The organism is Falsiroseomonas sp. (assembly GCF_030695085.1).
In the GTDB taxonomy this organism is placed as follows: domain Bacteria; phylum Pseudomonadota; class Alphaproteobacteria; order Acetobacterales; family Acetobacteraceae; genus Falsiroseomonas.
Window position 1 is genome coordinate 48,234 of sequence record NZ_JAUYTS010000056.1, and the last position, 19,541, is coordinate 67,774.

Here is a 19,541-nt window from a genome sequence, read left to right on the forward strand (position 1 = left end):
CCCGGGCCTCCGGGCGACCGGTCAGACCTCGCCGTGGGCGGCGCTGTCGGCGAAGGGGGTGAGGCGGGTGCGGATCAGGGTGGCGATGGCGTCGATCGCGGCGCGGCGGGGGAAGGTGGTGCGGGAGACGAGTTGGATGTCGCGGCCGGTTTTGTGGGTCAGGGGGCGGAGTGCGATGCCGGCGTCGCGCGCCACGCCGGCGGCGAGACCGGGGATCAGGGTCGTGCCGTAGCCGGCGGCGACCATGTTCAGCAGGGTCGAGAGGGAGGAGGCGCGGAGGGCTCCGGCGCGGAGGCCGGGGTTGCCGCAGGCGGCCAGGGCCTGGTCGCGCAGGCAGTGGCCATCGGCGAGCACCAGCACGTCCGGTGCCAGGTCTTCCTCCCGCACGCGGTCCTGGTGGGCGAGCGGGTGTTCGGGGGGCAGGGCGGCCAGGAAGGGTTCGGTGAACAGGGGTTGGGTATCGAGGTCCGGCCCTTCGGTGTCGGTCGCCAGCAGGGCGGCGTCGAGTTCGTGGGTGCGGAGGCGTTCGAGGAGTGCGGTGGTGACGTCTTCCCAGGGTTCGATCACCAGGTCGGGCAGGGCGTCGCGCAGCGGGCCGAAGATCAGTGGCAGCAGGTAGGGGGCCAGTGTCGGGATGATGCCGAGGCGCAGCCGGCCGCGCAGCGGGTCCCGCGACGCCTGGGCGAGGGCCAGCATGGCGTCGGCGGAATCCACGGCGGCGCGGGCGTGGGCCAGCAGGGCTTCGCCGGCCATGGTGGGGACAACGGATTTGTTGGTGCGTTCGAACAGCACCACGCCGAGTTCGTCTTCCAGCTTGCGCAGCTGGGTGGACAGGGTGGGTTGGCTGATGTTGCACAGCTCGGCCGCGCGGCCGAAGTGGCGGTGTTCCGCGACCGCCAGGGCGTAGCGCAGATCGCGCAGGTTCATGGTGGTGGCGTTCCCTGATTATTGTCGTTGACGATAGGATATAACAGGGTGTGCCGGGATTGTCCGATATATGGTGTCTATCGCTGGGGTTGAGCAGGCCAATTTCCCGCCCCTCTTGCGCCGCAGCCCTCCTTGCCCCTACCTCCGGGTCTTTCACGGCGGCGCGCGCTCCTCGCGCGACGAGGCCCCGAACGGGGCCCGCCGGCAATCCGGCGAGCCAAGCCGGCGGATGCCGGCGCCCGGCGCTTGAGGGCATGTAAAGATGAACTGGATTTCCGACTGGGCGCTGCCGAAGGTGAAGGCCCTGTTCGGGCAGCCGCGGGAGGTGCCGGACAATCTCTGGCACAAATGTCCCGCCTGCGAGCAGATGATCTTCCACCGCGACCTGGAGCGGAATCTGCTCGTCTGCACCCATTGCAACCATCACATGCGGATGCCTGCCGCCAGCCGGGTGAAGGCGACGCTGGATGAGGGCTGGTCGCGCATCGAGCTGCCGAAGGCTCCGGCGGACCCGCTGCGGTTCCGCGACCAGCGCAAATACGCCGACCGGCTGAAGGAAGCGCAGCAGAAATCCGGCATGGATGACGCGGTGCTGGTGGCGCAGGGCCATATCCTGGGCCGCAAGGCGGTGCTCGGCGTGTTCGAGTTCAGCTTCATGGCCGGGTCCATGGGCGCCGGTGTGGGGGAGGCGCTGGTGACGGCGGCCAAGCTCGCCGTGCTGCAGGACAGCCCGCTGATCGTCTTCACCGCCTCCGGCGGCGCGCGCATGCAGGAAGGCGCCATCAGCCTGATGCAGATGCCGCGCACCGTGATCGCGACGCGCATGGTGAAGGAGGCCGGGCTGCCCTTCATCGTGGTGCTGTGCGACCCGACCACGGGCGGCGTCACCGCCAGCTTCGCCATGCTGGGCGACATCCAGATCGCCGAGCCCAATGCGCTGATCGGCTTCGCCGGCGCGCGCGTGATCGAGCAGACGGTGCGGGAGAAGCTGCCGGAGGGGTTCCAGCGCGCCGAATACCTGCTGGAGCACGGCATCCTGGACATGGTGGTGAAGCGCCACGACATGCGCGCCACGCTGGCGCAGGTGATCTCCCTGCTGCGCGAGCCGACCCTGCCGGCCGTGCCGGTGCCGGAGGATCTGCCCGCCTTGCCCGCGCCGGAAGTCGTCGAGGCCGAGGTTGTGAAGCCCGCGTGAGCCTCCTGGCGTGAGCAACCTTCCTGCCTCGCGCAGCGAGGACATCATCAACCGGCTGCACGGCCTGCACCCGAAGCTGATCGACCTCAGCCTCGGCCGGCTGGAGCGTTGCCTGGCGGCGCTGGACCATCCCGAGCGGCGGCTGCCGCCGGTGGTGCATGTCGCCGGCACCAACGGCAAGGGCAGCACCTGCGCCTTCCTGCGCGCCATCGCGGAAGCGGCCGGGCTGCGCGTGCATGTCTTCACCAGTCCGCATCTGGTGCGCTTCCATGAACGCATTCGCCTGGCCGGCGAACTGGTGACGGAAGACGCGCTGGCCGAGGCCCTGGCGCATGTCGAGCAGGTCAATGCGGGCCAGCCGATCACGGTGTTCGAGGTGACGACCGCCGTCGCCCTGCACCTTTTCGCCAGCGTGCCGGCGGATCTGCTGGTGCTGGAGGTCGGCCTCGGCGGGCGATACGACGCGACCAATGTGGTGGAGCGCCCGGCGGCCACCGCCATCACCAGCATCTCCCGCGACCACATGGATTTCTTCGGCGAGGATATCTCCCGGATTGCCTGGGAGAAGGCGGGCATCATCAAGCCCGGCGTGCCTTGCGCCACCGGCTTCCAGCTGGACGCCGCGCTTCCGGTGATCCTTGCCGAGGCGGCGGAGCGTGGCGCGCCGCTGCATCTCCGTGGCCGGGACTGGGATGTGGTGGCGACGCCCGACGGCACGCTGGAATGGTCCGACGCATCCGGCCGCATCGCCCTGCCCCGCCCGGGCCTGCCAGGGCCGCATCAGGTGGAGAATGCCGGCATCGCCATCGCCGCCCTGCGCGCCTGGAACCCGCCCTGGCTGACCGAGGCGGCCATCCGGCAGGGCGTTGCGCAAGCAACATGGCCGGCCCGGATGCAGCGCCTGACCGGCAGGCTGGCGGCGCTGCTGCCGGAGGGGTGGGAGCTTTGGCTGGATGGCGGGCACAATGCCGGCGCCGGCGTGGTGCTCGGCCAGCATATCCGCCAGGCCTTCGCCGACCGGCCGGTGCATGTGCTGGTGGGGATGAAGGCGGGCAAGCAGGTGCCGGAATTCCTCGCCCCGATCATCCCGGTGGCCAGCAGCCTCTGGGCGGTGGCGGAGCCGGGGCAGCACCTGGCGATGACGGTCCCCGGCGTGGTGGCCGCCAGTGGCGGCGCGGCGCATCCCGGCGGCACGGTGGCGCAGGCGCTGGCCGCGCTGCCACGCGAAGGCGGGCCGGCCCGCGTGCTGATCTGCGGCAGCCTGTACCTGGCCGGTGAGGTGTTGAAGCTGGACGGCTGAGTCCGGCCGCGACATCCGTTCTGGCGCCCGGCCCCCATATTCGGCATGAAGAATACCGTCTCCGGACTTGAACCACGGGGGCGGCGGGGGGCGTATGGAAGACAGGACCACGGCCTGGCCGCTGCACAGCGCGCCGCCGCCCGGCGTGCTCTGGCCGGCGGCGCTGCAGCATATCGGCCTCGGCTCCGTCACCCTGGTCTTCCCGCTGCTGATCGCGGATACCGCCGGGGCGGATGCGGCGACGCTGTCCTCCTACCTCTCGCTGGCCATGCTGGCGTTGGGGCTGGCCACGCTGCTGCAGGCCTGGGGGCGGCATGGCATCGGCTCCGGCTTCCTGCTGCCCGCCGTCTTCACCGCCATCTACCTGCCGCCGACCCTGGTGGCGGCACAGCTTGGCGGGCTGGGCGCGGTGGCGGCGATGACGCTGGTGGCCGGCCTTACCCAGGTGGCGCTGTCCTTCGCCGTGAAACGCCTGCGCCCCTGGCTGCCGACGGAGCTGGTGGGGCTGGTGGTGCTGATGATCGGCGTCACCCTCGGCCTGCTGGCGCTGCGGCTGATGCTCGGCTACGGGCCGGGGCTGGATCGCGGCACGGATGACCTGCCGGCCACCGCGGTGGCGCTGGCGGTCATCATCGGCATCACCATCTGGGGCGGGCCGCGGCTGCGGCCGGTGGCGGTGCTGGCCGGGCTGGTGCTGGGCTTTGCCGCGCATGTGGTGGCGGTGCTGGCGGCGGGCGCGCCGCTGCTGCCGGTGCCGGTGGTCTGGCAGTTGCCCAGTTGGCCGCTGGCCACGCCCTCCCTCGAATGGACGCTGCTGCCCGGCTTTGCCATGGGCGCGCTGGCCTGCCTGGTGCGGGTCTGCGGCGATGTGGTGGCCTGCCAGCGGGCCACGGACCCGGAATGGCGGCGGCCGGATTTCGGGCCGATGAAGGCCGGCGCGCTGGCCGATGGGCTGGGCACCTGCGTCGCCGGCGTGCTCGGCGTGCCGGGCATCAACAGCTACACCGCCAGTGTCGGGCTTTCGATCGCCACCGGGGTTACCGCGCGGCGGGTCGCGCTGGCGGTGGGCGGGCTGTGGATCGTGCTGGCGCTGGTGCCCGGCTCGGCGGAGGTGGTGCTGGCGGTGCCGCGCGGCGTGCTCGGCGCTGCGCTGTTCTTCGCCGCCGCCTTCATCGCCGTCACCGGCATGGGCATCGTCACGCAGCGGCTGATGGATGCACGGCGTACGCTGGTGGTCGGCGCCGCGCTGGTCATCGGCCTGTCCTATGATGCGGCGCCGCAGATCTTCTCGGGCATGCCGGCGGCGGCGCGGCTGCTGGTGTCCTCCTCCCTCGTGCTGGCCATGGTGGCCGCGCTGCTGCTGGTGGCCGCCTTCCGGATCGGCGCGTCCCGGCAGCGCCAGCTGGTCTGGCAGCCGGAGGAGGGGGAGGCGCCGCTGCGCGACTTCGCCCACCAATCCGGCGCCGTCTGGGGCGCGCGGGCGGAGGTGGTGTCCCGCGTCGAGGATGCGCTGGAGGAGGTCGCCCATGCCCTGCCCGCGCTGATGGCGCCAGGCAGCGCGGCGGAGCTTTCCGCCCGTTTCGACGAATTCAACCTGGATGCGACGCTGCGCTGGTCCGGCATGCCCCTGCTGGCGGCCGCTGGCCCGCCGCCCAGCCTGGACATGGAAGACGATGCCGCTCTGGCGGCCAGCCTCGCCACCCTGATGCTGCGCCGCGCGGCGGACCGGGTGACTGAGGCGGTGCTGGCGGATGGCCGGCACGAGCTGCGCCTGCATTACGACCACTGAAGGCCCTGCCGCGGATGGTGGCCGCACCATCCCCAGCAGGGCGGCGCCTTATGGGAGCGGCGGAATCGGATGACCCGCGGCCGCCATCAGCGGCCGGAGGTCGCGCCTGGCGCCTGAAGGCAAGAAAAGAATACCAATGAGTCGCCGAAGGCGGCGGTTGGTATCACTCCGCCGGCGCCAGCCGCAGGATGCGGCCCTGTGCCTCATCCGTCAGCACCAGCACCGCGCCATCCTGGCCCACCAGCACGTCCCGCATGCGGATGCGGCGGTCGAACAGCAGGCGTTCCTCACCGGTCACCCGGTCGCCCTCCGTGCTCAGCCGCACCAGGCCGGGGCTGTTCAGCGCCGCGATGAACAGGCTGCGCTGCCAGCCGGGGAAGGCCGCATGGTCATAGAAGGCGATGCCGGAGGGGCTGATCACCGGCGTCCAGACCCGGATCGGGTCCTCCATCCCGGGCGCCGATTTCTGCTCGCTGATCGTCGTGCCGCTGTAGTTCACGCCATGGGTCACCACTGGCCAGCCGTAATTGGCGCCGGGGCGGATCAGGTTCAGCTCGTCGCCGCCGCGGGGGCCGTGCTCGGCCTGCCACAGCGTGCCGGTCCAGGGGTTGAAGGCCAGGCTTTGCGGGTTGCGGTGGCCATAGGTGAAGATCTCGCCGCGTGCGCCGGCGCGATCGGCGAAGGGATTGTCCCGCTGCGGCCGGCCTTCGCGGTCCACCCGCAGCACCTTGCCGGCCAGGTCATCCAGCCGCTGCGACCGCATGCGGTCCACATTGCGGTCGCCGGTGGACAGATACAGGCGGCCATCCGGCCCGAAGGCGATGCGGCAGCCATAATGCTGGCGGCCGGAGGATTGCGGCGGCGTCGCATCCAGCAGCGGCGTCACCGCCTCCAGCGCCGAGGCGTCCGCGGACAGCCGCGCGCGGATCAGCCGCGTCAGCGCGCCGCCCTGGACGAGCGTGGCGGAGCACAGGAAGATCTCGCGGCTGGTTTCGAAATCCGGGCCGAGCGCCACGTCGAGCAGCCCGCCCTGGCTCGCCGCCTCCACCTGCGGCACGCCCTCCACCGGGCGAGAGACGGCGCCATCGCGGCCGACCACGCGCAAGCGGCCGGGGCGTTCCGTCACCAGCAGCCGCCCATCGGGCAGCAGCGCCGCGCCCCAGGGCCGTTCCAGCCCGGTGGCGAAGGTGGTCAGGCGGAATGTCGCGCGCTCGGAGCGCACGATCTCTCCGTCCTGCGCCAAGGCGGGCAGGGGGAGGGCGAGGAGGGCCAGGGCCAGGATGCTACGGATCATGGCGCGGATGTAAGGCGGCGCCGGGCCTGTGCCAGCGCCGCCCCCGTTCACGCCCGCATCAGGGGCGCGGAAACGACGCCCTCAGGCCAGCTTGCCGGCCACCCAATCCTTCAGCGCGCTTTTCGGCAGGGCGCCGACCTTGGTGTCCACCGGCTTGCCGTCCTTGAACAGGATCATGGTGGGGATGCCGCGCACCGAATACTCGTTCGGCGTCATCGGGTTGTCGTCGATATTGACCTTCGCGATGGTCAGCTTGCCGGCATATTCCTGGGCGATCTCGTCCAGGATCGGCGCCACCATGCGGCAGGGGCCGCACCATTCGGCCCAGAAATCGACCAGCACGGGACCGGAAGCCTCCAGCACATCCTGCTTGAAGCTGTCATCGGTCACGGCCTTGGTGAATTCGCTCATCGGGACTCTCCGGGCGCCTGGCGGGGGGCTGGCGCTTTGAAGGCAAGATCGTGGCGGTCCTGGCCCCGGTCAAGCAAGCGACATCTTGCGGCAGAGGCGGGCGGTCATGCGCCGGGCGCATGCGCGTCCAGCAACCCTTCCGGAAGTGGCATGAGGCGCGCGCCAAAGGTCCAGACCAGCGCGCAATCCACGCGCTTGCCGGGAAAGGCCAGGCGCAGCACGGCGCGGTAGGCGGCCATCTGGCGGAGATTCAGTGCCGGCACGCCGGAGACCTCCCGCGGTGGCGGCCGGTTGGTCTTGTAGTCGAGCACGAGCACGCGATCCGCCGTCACCAGCAGCCGGTCCACCTGCCCGCTGACCAGCCTGCTGCCCACCTGGCCGGCGATGGGGGCCTCCGCCAGGCTGTCCGGGCCGAAGGCGGCGGCGAAATCGGGCGCGGTCAGCAGCGCCATCACCTCCGCCAGTGTCGCCGCCTGCTCGGCCTCCGGCAGCCCCTGGCCGCGCCGGGCGAGGAAGCTGCGCGCGGCGGCCTCCCGCTCCGCCGGGGGGCGGTCGGGCAGGTGCTGCAGCAGGGCGTGCACCAGCCGGCCGCGCCGGAAGCGCTGGCCGCCGGGGTCGGCGGCGCCATGCGGGGCGGCGGCGGGGCTGTCATTCTCACCGGGGATGGCGGAGGGGGCGAGCGCATCCACCGTGGCTTCCGGCGGCGCCGGGCGGCGTGCCCAGCCCGGCAGGTCCGCGGGACCAGCGGGCGGCTTGTCCCGTCCATCAGGCACCGGCAGGGCTTCCTGCGGGCTGTCCAGCCGGCGCAGCGTGGTGGCGGCGAAGCCGAAGCCGGGCGCAGTCTCCATCGGCGCCTCGGCCGCGCCAATTCGGGAAAATCCCTGGGCGATCAGGTCGTACCAGCAGGATTCGGGAAAATCCCGCGCCTTCGGCCGCTTGCGCTGCCAGCCACACACCAGCAGCCGGTCCTCCGCGCGGGTCAGCGCGACATACAGAAGCCGATGTTCCTCCGCCGCCCGCGCCGCCTTTTCCCGCGCCAGCAGATCGGTGAAGGCCGGGGCGTGGTGGTCCTTGTTGGGCGCCCAGAGCGGCAGGGGCGGGGCATCCTGCTCCAGCACCCAGCGCACCTCCGTGCTGTCCCGCCCGCCGGCCACCGTATCCGGCAGGATCACCACCGGCGCCTGCAGGCCCTTGGCGCCGTGCACCGTCATGATGCGCACGGCATCGCCGGCGGCTTCCTGGTCCCGCTTCACCTCCGCCCCGCCACGGCGCAGCCAATCGACGAAGCCTTGCAGGCTGGGCGGGTGGCGGCTGCCATGGTCGAGCGCGGCGTTGAGGAATTCATCCACCGGATCGGCCGCATCCGGCCCCAGCCGTGCCAGCAGCTTGGCGCGGCCGCGATGCTCGCCGAGGATTTCCGCGAACAGCGCATGCGGCGTGACCACATCGGCGCGGGACATCAGCCCGGCGAGGAAATCCGCCGCCCGCCCCTCCGGCGTCGCCTGCCCGCGCGCCAGCGCAAGCTGCCGCCACAGGCTGCCCTCCCGCCCCGCGGCAAGTTGCAGAAGCTGGTCGTCATCCAGCCCGATCAGCGGCGATTTCAGCGCCGCGGCCAGTTGCAGATCATCCTCCGGCAGCAGCAGCGCATCGGCCAGCGCCAGCAGATCCTGCACCGCGATCTGTTCCACCAGGCGGATGCGGTCGGTGCCGCCGACATTCACGCCGCGTTCCTTCAGCGCGCGCACCAGCCGCGGCAACAACCCGCCGGAGCGTTTGCGGACCAGCACCAGGATATCACCCGCACGCATGGCGCGGCCGCGGGCCGGAAGCATCTCGCCATTTTCGATCCAGCTGGCGATGCGCGCGGCCAGCGCCTCGGCCAGCAGCGCATCCGGGCCGGTGGCGCCGGCGGGCGTCTCCGGCACTTCCCAGGGCGGCGGCGGGTCGGTCTCGGCGCCATCCAGCATCGGCCACAACTCGACGCAGCCGGCTTGGCCGATGCGGTCCGGGCGATGCCGCAGCGTGTCGCCGGGCGCCACCACGCCATCCCGCGCCGGCCCTTCGGCGAACACAGCATCCGCCAGCGCCAGTACCGGCGCGGTGGAGCGGAAGGAGACCTGCAGCTGCACATCGCGCAGCCTGTCCCCCAACGCCTGCAACCGCCCGGCGAAATGCTGCTGCCACCGGGCGAAGCCGGCCGAATCGGCGCCCTGGAAGGCGTAGATGGATTGCTTCACGTCGCCCACGGCGAAGATCGTGCGCGGCGTGCCATCCCGTCTTTCGGCGCCGGCGCCTGCAAAAAATTCCTCGGTCAGCGCGGCGGCGATGCCCCATTGCGCCGGGTTGCTGTCCTGCGCCTCGTCCAGCAGCAGATGGTCCAGCCCGCCATCCAGCTTGAACAGCACCCAGGCGCTGCCCGGGTCGCGCAGCACCTGCCGCGCGGCGAGGATCAGGTCGTCGTAATCCAGCAGCCCGCGCGCCTTCTTCCGCGCGCGGTACCCTTCCAGCACCGGGGCGCCGAGGCTGAGCAGCGCGCGCGTCGCCGCCAGCAAGCGGCTGGCCCGCCGGCTGCCTTCCACCGCCGCCACGCGCTCGCCTTCGCGGCGCAGGATCTCGGCGCATTCCGCCTGGCGCGGGCCGACATCCTTGGTGGCCATGCGGGCGCGCGGCGTGCCCTCCTGCGTCAGCAGGATATCCGCCCATTCGGCCCAGCGCGCGGCGCGCTGGGCGGGGGGCAGTTCCAGCCAGGCCAGCAGCCGGTCGCCGCGCTTGCGGTCATTCTCGTTGCGGCTGCCCTGCAGCAGCCGTGCGGCGATCAGCGCCTGGTCGTCCACCGCCTGCGCGCCGGCGGCGACCAGCGCGTCCTCCCCGGCGCCATCCGGCAGGCTGAGATGGCAGCCGATGGCGTGGCACAGCGCCTCCAGCGACCCCGTCTCGCGCAGCGCCGTGCCGAGCCTTTCGCGGTCCCGGTCGAGCGCGCGCACCAGGTTCGAGAAGGAATCGGGCGGCACCAGGCTGGCGAGGGCCTCCAGCGCCGGGGCCTGGGCGGGGCTGACCAGCACCGCCTCCCGCGCCTCGGCCAGCAGGGCGGCCGCATCCGCTTCCTCCACCACGCCGAATTGGGGGGCGAGGCCGGCTTCCAGCGGGAAGGCACGCAGCAGGGACTGGCAGAAGGCGTGGATGGTGCTGATCCGCATGCCACCCGGCAGGTCCAGCACGCGGGCGAACAACCCGCGCGCCGCATCCAGGTCCCGCCGGTCCGGCGCCCGCCCCAGCAGCCCCGCCAGCCTTGCGGCGAGCTTCGCCTCCGGCTCCACCGCCCAGCGGCCGAGGTCGCGGGCCAGGCGATGCGCCATTTCCGCCGCGGCGGCCTTGGTGAAGGTGAGGCACAAGATGGCGCCCGGCCGCGTGCCCGGCGCCAGCAGCAGCCGCAGCACCCGGTCGGTCAGCACCTTGGTCTTGCCCGACCCGGCCGAGGCACCGACCCAGGCGGAGGCGGCGGGGTCGGAGGCGCGGGCCTGCTCGAATTCGGCCTCCTGGCGCGGCGAGAGGGTCAGGCTCATTCGTCGCCCTCCGCATCCGCCCATTCCGCGACGCGGGAGAGATGGTCGTAGTCACCGCCCCGCGTCTTGCGGCCCGGATGCGGCCGGGCGGTGAAGGCGGCGTCGCCGAGCAGGAATTTGTCGACCAGCGCGCCGAGGCGTTCCATCGCCGTGTCGGCCAGCTCCGCGACATCCTCGGGCTCGGAGAACATCTGCTTCTCCTCCCCCGCCGTCTCGCCGCCCGAGAGCTTCCAATAGGTCAGCACCCGCACCGCGGCGCCGGGCACGCCGGTGAAGGCGCCCGCCGCGGCCATGGCGGCTTCCAGCGGCAATTGCGGGGCGCGGCCATCCTGCAATTCATCCGGCCGGGGCAGGGTGCCGGTCTTGTAGTCGAGGATCGCGAGGCTGCCATCGCCCAGCCGGTCGATCCGGTCGGCGCGGGCCTTCAGCCGCACGGTGCCGCGAGTGCGCCGCAGGTCGAGCAGCCCGGCGGTCTCCGTCCAGCTTTCGGCGATGCCGCCACCCTGCCGCCGCTCCGCCTCCAGCCCCACCACGAAGGCGCCGATACGGGCGAGCCGCGGCCGCCAGAAGGCCGCCAGCGAGGGCCGCGGACCCTGCGCCGCCAGCGCCGCGACGGCAGCCCGGCCCCATTCCTCCAGCGCCGCCGCCTCCCCCGGCCAGCCACCCGGCGCATGGCTGATGGCGTTCACGAAGCCGGACAGCGCGGCGTGGACGATGATACCGTAATCCAGCGCGCCGACATCGGCATCCAGCGGGTCCAGCCTGCGCAGCCGCAGGATGCGCTTGGCGTGAAAGGCGTAGGGGTCGGCCAGCAGGTCCGCCACCTCCGTCACCGAAATCTCGCGCGGCCGCTGCGCCAGGGTGGGCCGGGGCGCGGGGCGGGCGACGGGGGTGACGCGATCCGGCACGTCCAGCGCGGCGGCCATCCGCGCCGCCTCGCTGCCGGGCAGCACCAGGCCCTGGCCGGACAGGAAGGTTTCCAGCCGGGTCAGCCAGCGCGCCGGCACGGTGGGCGACCCGCCACGCCGGGCGGCCCGCGACAGCACGGCCTCGGGCGCCGCGCAGGCGAACAGGAAAAAATCCATGCAGACGCGGCCGATGCGCGCCTCCGGCTCCGGCAGGCCGAATTGCGCGCGCATCGGCCGGCTCATCCAGGGGCCGGGGTCGGTGGCGAGCGGCCAGACCCCCTCATCCAGCGCGCCGAGCACCACGCGGTCGAAGGACAGCAGCCGCGCTTCCAGCAGGCCGAGGATTTCGACGCGCGGATGCGCCGCGCCGTGCTGGCGGACGATGTAGGTGGCCACCCCCTCCAGGCTCGCCTCGAACAGCGCCGGCCACAGCGCCGGGTCCATCGGCGGCAGGTGCTTCAGGGCGGGGCCGAGATCGGCCATGTGGCCGGCCAGCACCTCGCCCTCCTGCGCCGCATAAAGCCGCAGCCCGCCCGGTTCGTGCGGGGTGGCGGCCAGCGCCTCGGCGGCGGAGAGATGCGCCTCCAGCAGATCCGCCGGGGGCCGCGCCGCGCCATGGGCGATGCTGAAATCACCCAGCGCGCCGGCCAGCGCCGCATGCAGCGCCAGCAAGGGCGGCTTGCGGTCATCATCGGGCAGCGCCGCGATCGCCTCGCCCAGCCCTTGCAGCCCGCCGAGCGGCCGCGGCCCGCGCAGCACGCGGCGTTCCAGCAGCCGCACGGCATCGAGGAACGCCGCCCGGTCCATCCCCGCCGCCGCCAGCGGATGTTTTGCCAATGCCAGCAGCGGGACGGGGGCGAAATCCTCGGCGACGGTGCGGGCCAGCAGGCGGAGGAACACGCCCGTCGGCGTTTGTCCGAGTGGCTGGCCGGCGCTGTCATCGGCGCGGATGCCGTGGCGCACCAGCTCTGCCGAGACACGGCGGGCGAGGTCACGGTCCGGTGTCACCAGGGCGGCGCGGGCGCCTTGCGTCTCCAGCGCCTCGCGCAGCAACAGGGCGATGGCGGCGGCCTCGGTCTGCGCCTCCGGCGCCGCGACCAGGCGCAGGCCGGCGAGGCCCGGTGCCCAGGTCTCGGGTGCGGGCACGGTCCAGGGCTGCATCCCCTCCGGCGGGCGCAGCGCCATTTCCAGCAGGGCGACGCGGGCGGCGGGGACGGTGGCAGCGGATTCGGCACAGCCATGCCAGCGCCGCACCTGGCGCGGCTCGGCGCCCATGGCGTGCAGCAGCCGGCCCTGGCTGCAGAAGGGGTGGGTGGGGCTGTCGCAGATCGAATCCCAGATCGCGGCCAGCTCCGCCCGGTCCAGCCCATGCAGCAGCACCGCGCCCTGCGGCAGCCCGGCCAGCACGCGCAGCAACTCCACCGCCGCCGGGATGGTGCCGCCGATGCCGATGCCGGCGGCGATCACCGGATGCGCCGGCGGCTTCTCCTGCCACGCCTTGGTCTGCTCGCGCAGCGCCAGCACGCGGCGCAGGCCGATATCCAGCAGGCCCTGTTCTTCCAGCCAGCCGGCCCAGGCGGTGGCGACGCCGCGCAGGAAGGTGGTGGTGATCTGCCAATGGGTGGCCTGCGATTCCGGCACCAGCTTTTCCAGCCGGCCGAGCCAGGTCTCGGTGAATTCGCCGGGCGTGCCGGTGGCGAGCAGCGCGGTATCCGGCTCCTCCAGCGCGATCTCGTCGAAGATCCGCGCCAGTTCGGCGGCCAGCGACCAGGCCTGTTCCGGCGTGCCGGGGCCGCCATGGCGGGGCGGCAGGCGGATCACCAGGCTGGTCAGCACCGCCTGCCGGGTCAGCGCCGGCACCGCGGGCGGCAGGTCCAGCAAGGTCGGCAGCGCCAGCTCATCCGCGTCTTCGGTGGACAGGCCCGCCAGCGCCCGCATCCGCGGCAGCAGCAGTGCGCGGCCCTCCGCCCGGGCCAGGAAGGCATCGCGCAGCCCACGCGCCGAACGCCGCGTCGGCAGCAGGATGGTGGCGCGGGACAGCGCCTCCGCCGGCTGGTCGCGGAAATCCGCGAGCACCCCGGCGGCGAGGCAATCCAGGAAGGGCAGCTCGGCCGGGATATCGAAGAGATTCATGTTCCGTTCCAGGCTAGCAGCCCGCCGCGCCTCAGAACAGCGCCGTCAGCATCCCCGCCCGCAGCATCGTCTCCGCCCGGCCCAGATCGCGCGGGGTGGAAAGGTGGAACCAGGCGCCGTCATGCACCAGGCCGAACAGCCGGCCGGATTCGATGGCGCGGTCATAGACCAGGTTCAGGCTGAACGGCCCCTTCGGCACGTCCCGGAACAAAGCCGGGGATAGAATCTGGACCCCGCCGAACAGGTACGGGGAGATCTCCTGCTCCTCCGGGCGCCGCAGCGCGCCCATCGGATCGACGAAAAAATCGCCGCGCCCGGCTTCGCCATCCACCTGCGCGGTGCGGACCAGCAGCAGCAGCGCGTCCATGCTCCCGGGGTCGAAATTGGCTGCCAGGCGCTGCAGGGCGGGTGTCGGGCCATCGAGCCAGAAGGCATCGCCGTTCACCACGGCGAAGGGGCCCTCGCCCAGATGCGGCAGGGCCTGGGCGACGCCGCCGCCGGTCTCCAGCAGCACGTCTTCTCGCAGCACCAGCCGGTCCGGCGCATCATGCGCGGCGACGGCTTCCGCCACCTGGTCGGCGAACCAATGCGCGTTCACCACATGGTGCTGCACCCCGGCATCGCGCAGCCGGTCCAGCGCATGGTGCAGCAGGGACCGGCCTTCCAGCATCAGCAGCGGCTTCGGCCGGTCATCGGTAAGCGGCCGCATCCGCGTGCCGAGCCCGGCGGCGAGCACCATGGCGTGGGTCAGGGCGATCATGCCGCTTCGGTCTCCAGCCCCGCCGGATTGGCGCGCAGTCCGGGGGGTACATGGGTGTCGAGGAACCCGGCCAGCGGCGCCGCCGCCTCGTGTTCCAGCGCCCGCGCCAGCAGCGCCCAGCAGCGCGGCCCGTGGCGCAGGTAGTGCGTCTTGCCATCCCGTCGCGCCAGCCGCACCCAGAGGCAGGCGACGCGCAGATGCCGCTGCGCCGCATGGGCGGCCATCGCAGCGCGGAACGCTGCCGCATCCAGTTCCGGCCGCAATGCCAGGTAGCGCGCGATGCAGGCCTCCCGCAGCGCCGGGTCCACATCCCGGCGCGCATCCTCGACCAGGGAAACGAGGTCATAGGCCGGGTGGCCGAGCGCCGCGTCCTGGAAATCCAGCAGCCCGACATCGGCCGGCGGCGCACGGTCCGGCAGCGGCATCAGATTGGCCGGGAAGAAATCCCGGTGCACGAAGCCGGCGGCGGCGTGGGGCGCCAGCATGGCGTGGATCGCCCGGCCGAAATCTCCCCCGATCGCCTCCGATGGCGCCTCTCCGAACGCCGCCGGCCACCACCATTCGAGAAACGTGGCCGCGGCGGTATCGGCCATGCGGACGGAATCCCACTCCGGCAGGCCCTCGGGCGGCGGCACCGCATGCAGCCGGGCCAGCGCCGCGGTGGCGGCCAGATAGTGCGGCGCAGGGTCCGCGCCGGCATCCAGAAGCTGCGCCATGGTGCTGGCGCCGAAATCCTCGATGAGGGCAAAGCCCTGGCGTGCATCCGCCGCCAGCACCTCCGGCGCGGAAAGCCCGGCGGCACGCAGATGCGCGGCGATGGCGATGAACGGCCCGAGATCCTCCTGCGGCGGCGGCGCCTCCATCAGCAGCGCCGGGCGGGGGCCGCCGACCAGCCGCGTATAGCGGCGGAAGGAGGCATCGGCCGGCAGGGGTTGCCGCGCCGCGCCCACGAAGTCGTGGTCGGCCAGGAAGGCGACGGCCTCGGCCCTCACGCGCCAACTCCGTGCAGTCGTCCGGCCCAGCCGGTCAGGGTTGCCACGCGCGATGTCTCCGTCGGGCCGGGGGCCAGGGTCAGGGTCAGCGCCTCGGCCGGGCGCAGCGGGCCGAGGCGGTCGGGCCATTCGATCAGGCAGATGCCATCCCGCGCCTCCTCCCAGCCCAGCTCGTCCAGGCCGTCGGGGCCATCCAGGCGCCAGAGGTCGAAATGGAAGGCCGGCCCGGCGGGCAGGTCGTAGGATTGCACCAGGGTGAAGGTGGGCGAGGGTACTTCCAGCGCCGGATCCCCCGAGGCAGCCCGCAGGAAGGCGCGGGCGAAGGCGGATTTGCCGGCGCCGAGCGGGCCTTCCAGCAGCAGCGCATCGCCCGGCCGGGTGCGCGCGGCAAGCTGCGCGGCCAGCGCCGCGGTGGCGGCCTCATCGGCCAGGGAGAGAATCAGGGACATGCGCGGCGGCAATCTGCCTCGCCGCCACTGCACCGCACAAGCCGTGCCCTTGATCCAGGCTGCCGCTTGGTCCAAGCAACCGCCCGACACCTGAAACGAGGCCAAAATGTCGGCGGTTGTCGAGACGGATGTGGCGATCATCGGCGCGGGTCCGGTTGGGCTCTTCGCCGTGTTCGAATGCGGCATGCTGCGGATGAAGACGGTGGTGGTGGACGCGCTGGGGGAGATCGGCGGCCAGTGCAGCGCGCTGTATCCCGAAAAACCGATCTTCGACATCCCGGCGCATCCGGAGATCGCCGGCGCAGACCTGATCGCGGCGCTGCACAAGCAATGCGCCCCCTTCAACCCGATGCTGATGCTCGGCCGCCGCGTCGATGCGCTGCGGCAGGACGGCGAAAAGCTGGTGCTGACCACCAGCGAGGGCGATGTCATCACCTGCAAGGCGGTGATCCTGGCCGCCGGCGCCGGCGCCTTCGGCCCGAACCGACCGCCGCTTGAACGCCTGCCGGAATTCGAGGCGACCGGCGCGGTGCGCTATTTGGTCAGCAAGCGGGAGGAATTCCGCGGCAAGCGCGTGGTGATCGCCGGTGGTGGCGACAGCGCGGTGGATTGGGCGCTGAGCCTGAAGCAGATTGCCGCGCATGTGACGGTGGTGCATCGCCGCGACAAATTCCGCTGCGCGCCGGAAAGCGCCGCGCAGCTGAAGCAGGCGGCGGAGCGCGGCGAGATCGAGCTGGCCATCCCCTACCAGCTGCACGGCCTGGAAGGCGCGGACGGCGTGCTGACCGGCGTTGCGCTGGCGACCCTGAAGGGGGAGGTGAAGACGGTGCCGGCGGACCATCTGCTGGCCTTCTTCGGCCTGTCCATGGAATTGGGCCCGATCGCGGAATGGGGCCTGGGGTTGGATCGCAGCCACATCACGGTGGAGCCCGCCAGCTGCGCCACCAACATCCCCGGCGTGCATGCCATCGGTGATATCGCGACCTATCCCGGCAAGCTGAAGCTGATCCTGCAGGGATTCTCCGAGGCCGCGATGGCGGCGCATGCCATCCATCCGCGGGTCTTCCCGGGGGAGGCGCTGCATTTCGAATACTCCACCAGCAAGGGATTGCCGGTGGCAGGCTGACAGTAGGACGCCGTGTCAGCCGGCGCGGCACGCCAGGGTGCGGCGCAGGCGCTCGGCGCCCCGGCCCTGGCCATGGGCGCCACCTTCCTGGCCTTTGGCGCGGCGGTGGCCGAGGCTGGGCTGTCGCTGGGCTGGGCGCTGATCTGCACCGGCGCGGTCTATGGCATGGCGGGGCAGCTGGTTCTGCTGCAGGTGGCGGCGGGTGGCGGCGCCGCCTTGCCCGCGACCATCGCGGCGACGGCCGCCAATGCCCGTTTCCTGCCGATGGCGGTCGCGATCGCCCCGCTGCTCGGCCGCGCGGGGCGGCGCTGGTGGGCGCTGCCCTTCATTGCCATCACCCCCTGGGCGGCCGGGATGCGCGTGCTGCCCACCCTGCCGGAGCCCGCCCGGCTGCCCTGGTTCCTGGGCTTCGCCCTGGCGAGCTGGTACGTCGCGCTGCTGACCACCGCCGCCGGCCATCTGGCCGCGCCGCATCTGCCGGCCGAGCTCCGCGCCGCGCTGCTATTCGCCAACCCGCTGTATTTCTGCCTGCTGCTGGCCGCCGATGCGCGCCGCCCCGGCGTCGGCCCCGCGCTGCTGGCCGGGGTATTGGCGGCACCGCTGGCCTATGGGCTGGGCGGCGCCTGGGGGCTGCCGCTGGCCGGGCTGGTCGGTGGGACGCTCGCCTTCCTGTGGGGGCGCTGGCGGTGAGCCAGGCGGATTGGGCGCTGGCGCTGACCATCGGCATCGGCCTGGCGCTGCGCGGGCTGGGCCTGCTGCTGGGCGGCGCGCTGCGGCCGGATCATCCGGCCATTGCCTGGGCCTCCGCGGTTTCCGTCGCCACGCTGGCGGCCTTCGTCACCCTGGCGATCGCGGTGCCATCCGGGCTGCTGGCCACCGTGCCGCTGCCGGCGCGGCTGGCCGGGCTGGCCGCCGGAGGGCTCGCCTTCTGGCTGCTGCGCGGCCGCCTGCTGCCGGCGATGGCGGCGGGGCTGGCCGCGCTGCTTCTGGTGCGCCTGATCGCCGGCTGAAACAGCGTGAAACCGCCCGGACCCCGCTGATCCTTGCGTAAAATTCACGCAGCGATTCATGTTCCGGCGCACGGAATGGTTGGAGACGACATGCTCGGCCAAATGCGCGCCACGGATCTCTGGCGTGGCGACATCATCCTCACCTCGATGAAGCTGCGCTTCGGCAATGAAAGCAGTGCCGGCACCTTCTGGGCGCCGGCCATCGAGAACAGCGCCATCAACCTGCTGACCGGGTCGTTGTATTCCCACGCCATGCTCGTCACCGGCCCGGGCCGGATCATCGAATTCCGCAACAACCTGGCCGAAAAATCGCTGCGCGCGGCGGTGACCGAGGATGGCAAGAACCTGCCCGCCGTGGCGCATGTGTTCCGCCATCGCAGCAGCAACGGCGCGATGCGGGAAAGGGTGATGACCCATGCCCGGACCATGAAGCACGACTTCAAATCCGTGGACATGACGTATGTGCTGTCCGTCTGGCTCGGCCTCAGCCGCATCACGAATGCGTGGCGGCAGGAGGATGTGCAGGGCATGGTGGTGTGCAGCAGCTTCTGCACCGCCGCCTACGCCAAGGCCGGCAGCCCGCTGTCCCGCATGAATCCGCACAGCATGGCGCCGGGGGATATCGCCCTCTGCGCCGATCTCGGCACCGCCATCCGCAGCCGGGGGCAGAACGCGGTGGACGCCTATGTGCCGATCAACATGCTGGTCTCGGCCCGCAAATGGGCGGCGCGCCGGGCCTGGGGCCTGCCGACGCTCAACCTGGTCGGGGAGGTTTCATCGGAGGAATACGCCTGACGCGGTTCAGGCGCCGAAGCCGTAGAGAAGCGCCGGATTGTCCACCAGGATCGCCCGGCGCTGCGCCGCATCCGGCGCCCAATCGGCCAGCAAATCGAGCAGCGCCGAATCATCCGGGATGGTGGTGGCGTTGGGATGCGGCCAGTTGGTGCCCCAGACCATCCGCTCCGGCGCCGCGGTCACCAGGGCGCGGGCCAGCGGTCCCACCGCCTCCGGCCGCGCCTGGTCCAGGCTGTAGGGGGAGGACAGCTTCACCCAGCCGCGCCCCGCCTGCACCAGCTCCATCACCACCGCCCAGGCCGGATGGCTGGCCCAATCCGCCAGCGGCAATTGCCCGAAATGGTCGAACACCACCGGGCAGGGCGCGGCGCGCAGCACCGGCGCAAGCTCCGCGATCTGCGCGGCACTGGCAAAGATCTGCATGTGCCAGCCGAGATCGGCCATGCGGCGCGCCAGCGGCGCGACATCCGCCGGCGCCAGCGGAATGCCCTGCACCAGGTTGGCCCGCGCGCCAACCACGCCTTCCGCCGCCATCTCCCGCGCCAGCCAAGCCTCGAATTCCGGCCGCACCACCGCCACCATGCGGGCGCGGTCCCGCCCGGCGTGACGCAACGCCGCCAGGTGCAGCGCGTTGTCGAGGCCGTAGGTGGAAGGCTGCACCAGTACCTGCCGCGTCACGCCGAGGCGGCCCATCAGCCTTGCATGGTCCGCCAGCGTGGCGCTGCCATGTTCCCGTGCGCCGGGGGCGATGGGTGCGGCCGCGTCATAGACATGGTGGTGGCAATCCACCGCGCCCGGCGGCACCGGCAGGCGCGGCGGGGCCAGGGCGGCGGTAAAGGGAATTCTCGCGGCGTCATCCATGCCGCATAAGCTACAGCCACAAGACAGG

16 protein-coding genes are annotated in these 19,541 nt (G+C 72.2%); 7 read left to right on the forward strand and 9 right to left on the reverse strand.

From position 1 onward, the window contains the following. Positions 1-21: 21 nt before the first annotated feature. Positions 22-927 (reverse strand): LysR substrate-binding domain-containing protein, encoded by a 906-nt coding sequence (locus Q8S40_RS06455; protein WP_304812536.1) that lies wholly within the window; start codon positions 925-927, stop codon positions 22-24. 262 nt (positions 928-1,189) lie between these two features. Between Q8S40_RS06455 and accD the strand changes: the two genes are divergently transcribed. The 3 genes from accD (at position 1,190) to Q8S40_RS06470 (ending at position 5,211) form a co-directional block, all read left to right on the forward strand. After that, positions 1,190-2,122 carry an acetyl-CoA carboxylase, carboxyltransferase subunit beta gene (gene accD, locus Q8S40_RS06460; RefSeq protein ID WP_304812533.1) on the forward strand — a complete coding sequence of 311 codons (933 nt, stop codon included), beginning with the start codon at positions 1,190-1,192 and terminating at the stop codon, positions 2,120-2,122. A gap of 10 nt (positions 2,123-2,132) precedes the next feature. Further along, complete coding sequence (locus Q8S40_RS06465; protein WP_305669729.1) at positions 2,133-3,422, forward strand: folylpolyglutamate synthase/dihydrofolate synthase family protein; 1,290 nt, start codon at positions 2,133-2,135, stop codon at positions 3,420-3,422. 94 nt (positions 3,423-3,516) lie between these two features. After that, positions 3,517-5,211 carry a solute carrier family 23 protein gene (locus Q8S40_RS06470; RefSeq protein WP_305669730.1) on the forward strand — a complete coding sequence of 565 codons (1,695 nt, stop codon included), beginning with the start codon at positions 3,517-3,519 and terminating at the stop codon, positions 5,209-5,211. 163 nt (positions 5,212-5,374) lie between these two features. Here Q8S40_RS06470 and Q8S40_RS06475 read toward each other — a convergent pair whose 3' ends face one another. The 7 genes from Q8S40_RS06475 to tsaE form a co-directional block, all read right to left on the reverse strand. Continuing rightward, entirely contained in the window at positions 5,375-6,505 is a 1,131-nt protein-coding gene (locus Q8S40_RS06475) for a PQQ-dependent sugar dehydrogenase (protein ID WP_305669731.1), read from the reverse strand. An 81-nt stretch (positions 6,506-6,586) separates the two neighbouring features. After that, a complete protein-coding gene (trxA, locus tag Q8S40_RS06480; RefSeq protein WP_304812525.1) occupies positions 6,587-6,916 on the reverse strand; it encodes a thioredoxin TrxA in 330 nt (109 codons plus the stop codon). A gap of 104 nt (positions 6,917-7,020) precedes the next feature. Beyond that, positions 7,021-10,479, reverse strand: a complete 3,459-nt coding sequence (gene addA, locus Q8S40_RS06485; RefSeq protein ID WP_305669732.1) for a double-strand break repair helicase AddA — start codon at positions 10,477-10,479, stop codon at positions 7,021-7,023. After that, positions 10,476-13,520 (reverse strand): double-strand break repair protein AddB, encoded by a 3,045-nt coding sequence (addB, locus tag Q8S40_RS06490; RefSeq protein WP_305669733.1) that lies wholly within the window; start codon positions 13,518-13,520, stop codon positions 10,476-10,478. Before addB ends, addA begins: the two co-directional genes overlap by 4 nt. Before the next feature lie 31 nt (positions 13,521-13,551). Further along, positions 13,552-14,280 carry a nucleotidyltransferase family protein gene (locus Q8S40_RS06495; protein ID WP_305669734.1) on the reverse strand — a complete coding sequence of 243 codons (729 nt, stop codon included), beginning with the start codon at positions 14,278-14,280 and terminating at the stop codon, positions 13,552-13,554. Further along, positions 14,277-15,272, reverse strand: coding sequence for an aminoglycoside phosphotransferase family protein (locus Q8S40_RS06500; RefSeq protein ID WP_304812516.1), 996 nt, complete (start codon positions 15,270-15,272; stop codon positions 14,277-14,279). Before Q8S40_RS06500 ends, Q8S40_RS06495 begins: the two co-directional genes overlap by 4 nt. Continuing rightward, positions 15,269-15,721, reverse strand: a complete 453-nt coding sequence (gene tsaE / locus Q8S40_RS06505) for a tRNA (adenosine(37)-N6)-threonylcarbamoyltransferase complex ATPase subunit type 1 TsaE (protein ID WP_305669735.1) — start codon at positions 15,719-15,721, stop codon at positions 15,269-15,271. The genes Q8S40_RS06500 and tsaE overlap by 4 nt, the downstream gene beginning before the upstream one ends. A gap of 106 nt (positions 15,722-15,827) precedes the next feature. Between tsaE and Q8S40_RS06510 the strand changes: the two genes are divergently transcribed. From Q8S40_RS06510 to Q8S40_RS06525, 4 genes are all read left to right on the forward strand, one after another. Then, positions 15,828-16,847, forward strand: coding sequence for an NAD(P)/FAD-dependent oxidoreductase (locus tag Q8S40_RS06510; RefSeq protein WP_305669736.1), 1,020 nt, complete (start codon positions 15,828-15,830; stop codon positions 16,845-16,847). A 12-nt stretch (positions 16,848-16,859) separates the two neighbouring features. Further along, entirely contained in the window at positions 16,860-17,537 is a 678-nt protein-coding gene (locus Q8S40_RS06515) for an AzlC family ABC transporter permease (protein WP_305669737.1), read from the forward strand. After that, the gene (locus Q8S40_RS06520) at positions 17,534-17,857 is read left to right on the forward strand and encodes an AzlD domain-containing protein (protein WP_304812509.1); all 324 of its coding nucleotides are present in this window, start codon (positions 17,534-17,536) and stop codon (positions 17,855-17,857) included. Before Q8S40_RS06515 ends, Q8S40_RS06520 begins: the two co-directional genes overlap by 4 nt. 90 nt (positions 17,858-17,947) lie before the next feature. Continuing rightward, entirely contained in the window at positions 17,948-18,652 is a 705-nt protein-coding gene (locus tag Q8S40_RS06525) for a hypothetical protein (RefSeq protein WP_304812507.1), read from the forward strand. Positions 18,653-18,658: 6 nt separating this feature from the next. On the opposite strand, the gene Q8S40_RS06530 is transcribed toward Q8S40_RS06525, so the two are convergent. Further along, complete coding sequence (locus Q8S40_RS06530; protein ID WP_305669738.1) at positions 18,659-19,513, reverse strand: amidohydrolase; 855 nt, start codon at positions 19,511-19,513, stop codon at positions 18,659-18,661. Between the last annotated feature and the right edge of the window lie 28 nt (positions 19,514-19,541).

Bases quoted from the DNA above. Each gene is read 5' to 3' on its own strand.
- tsaE (WP_305669735.1), bottom strand. From the start codon at position 15,721: ATGTCCCTGATTCTCTCCCTGGCCGATGAGGCCGCCACCGCGGCGCTG.
- Q8S40_RS06530 (WP_305669738.1), bottom strand. From the start codon at position 19,513: ATGGATGACGCCGCGAGAATTCCCTTTACCGCCGCCCTGGCCCCGCCG.
- Q8S40_RS06455 (WP_304812536.1), bottom strand. From the start codon at position 927: ATGAACCTGCGCGATCTGCGCTACGCCCTGGCGGTCGCGGAACACCGC.
- accD (WP_304812533.1), top strand. From the start codon at position 1,190: ATGAACTGGATTTCCGACTGGGCGCTGCCGAAGGTGAAGGCCCTGTTC.
- trxA (WP_304812525.1), bottom strand. From the start codon at position 6,916: ATGAGCGAATTCACCAAGGCCGTGACCGATGACAGCTTCAAGCAGGAT.
- addB (WP_305669733.1), bottom strand. From the start codon at position 13,520: ATGAATCTCTTCGATATCCCGGCCGAGCTGCCCTTCCTGGATTGCCTC.
- Q8S40_RS06470 (WP_305669730.1), top strand. From the start codon at position 3,517: ATGGAAGACAGGACCACGGCCTGGCCGCTGCACAGCGCGCCGCCGCCC.
- Q8S40_RS06475 (WP_305669731.1), bottom strand. From the start codon at position 6,505: ATGATCCGTAGCATCCTGGCCCTGGCCCTCCTCGCCCTCCCCCTGCCC.
- Q8S40_RS06525 (WP_304812507.1), top strand. From the start codon at position 17,948: ATGCTCGGCCAAATGCGCGCCACGGATCTCTGGCGTGGCGACATCATC.
- Q8S40_RS06495 (WP_305669734.1), bottom strand. From the start codon at position 14,280: ATGATCGCCCTGACCCACGCCATGGTGCTCGCCGCCGGGCTCGGCACG.
- Q8S40_RS06510 (WP_305669736.1), top strand. From the start codon at position 15,828: ATGTCGGCGGTTGTCGAGACGGATGTGGCGATCATCGGCGCGGGTCCG.
- addA (WP_305669732.1), bottom strand. From the start codon at position 10,479: ATGAGCCTGACCCTCTCGCCGCGCCAGGAGGCCGAATTCGAGCAGGCC.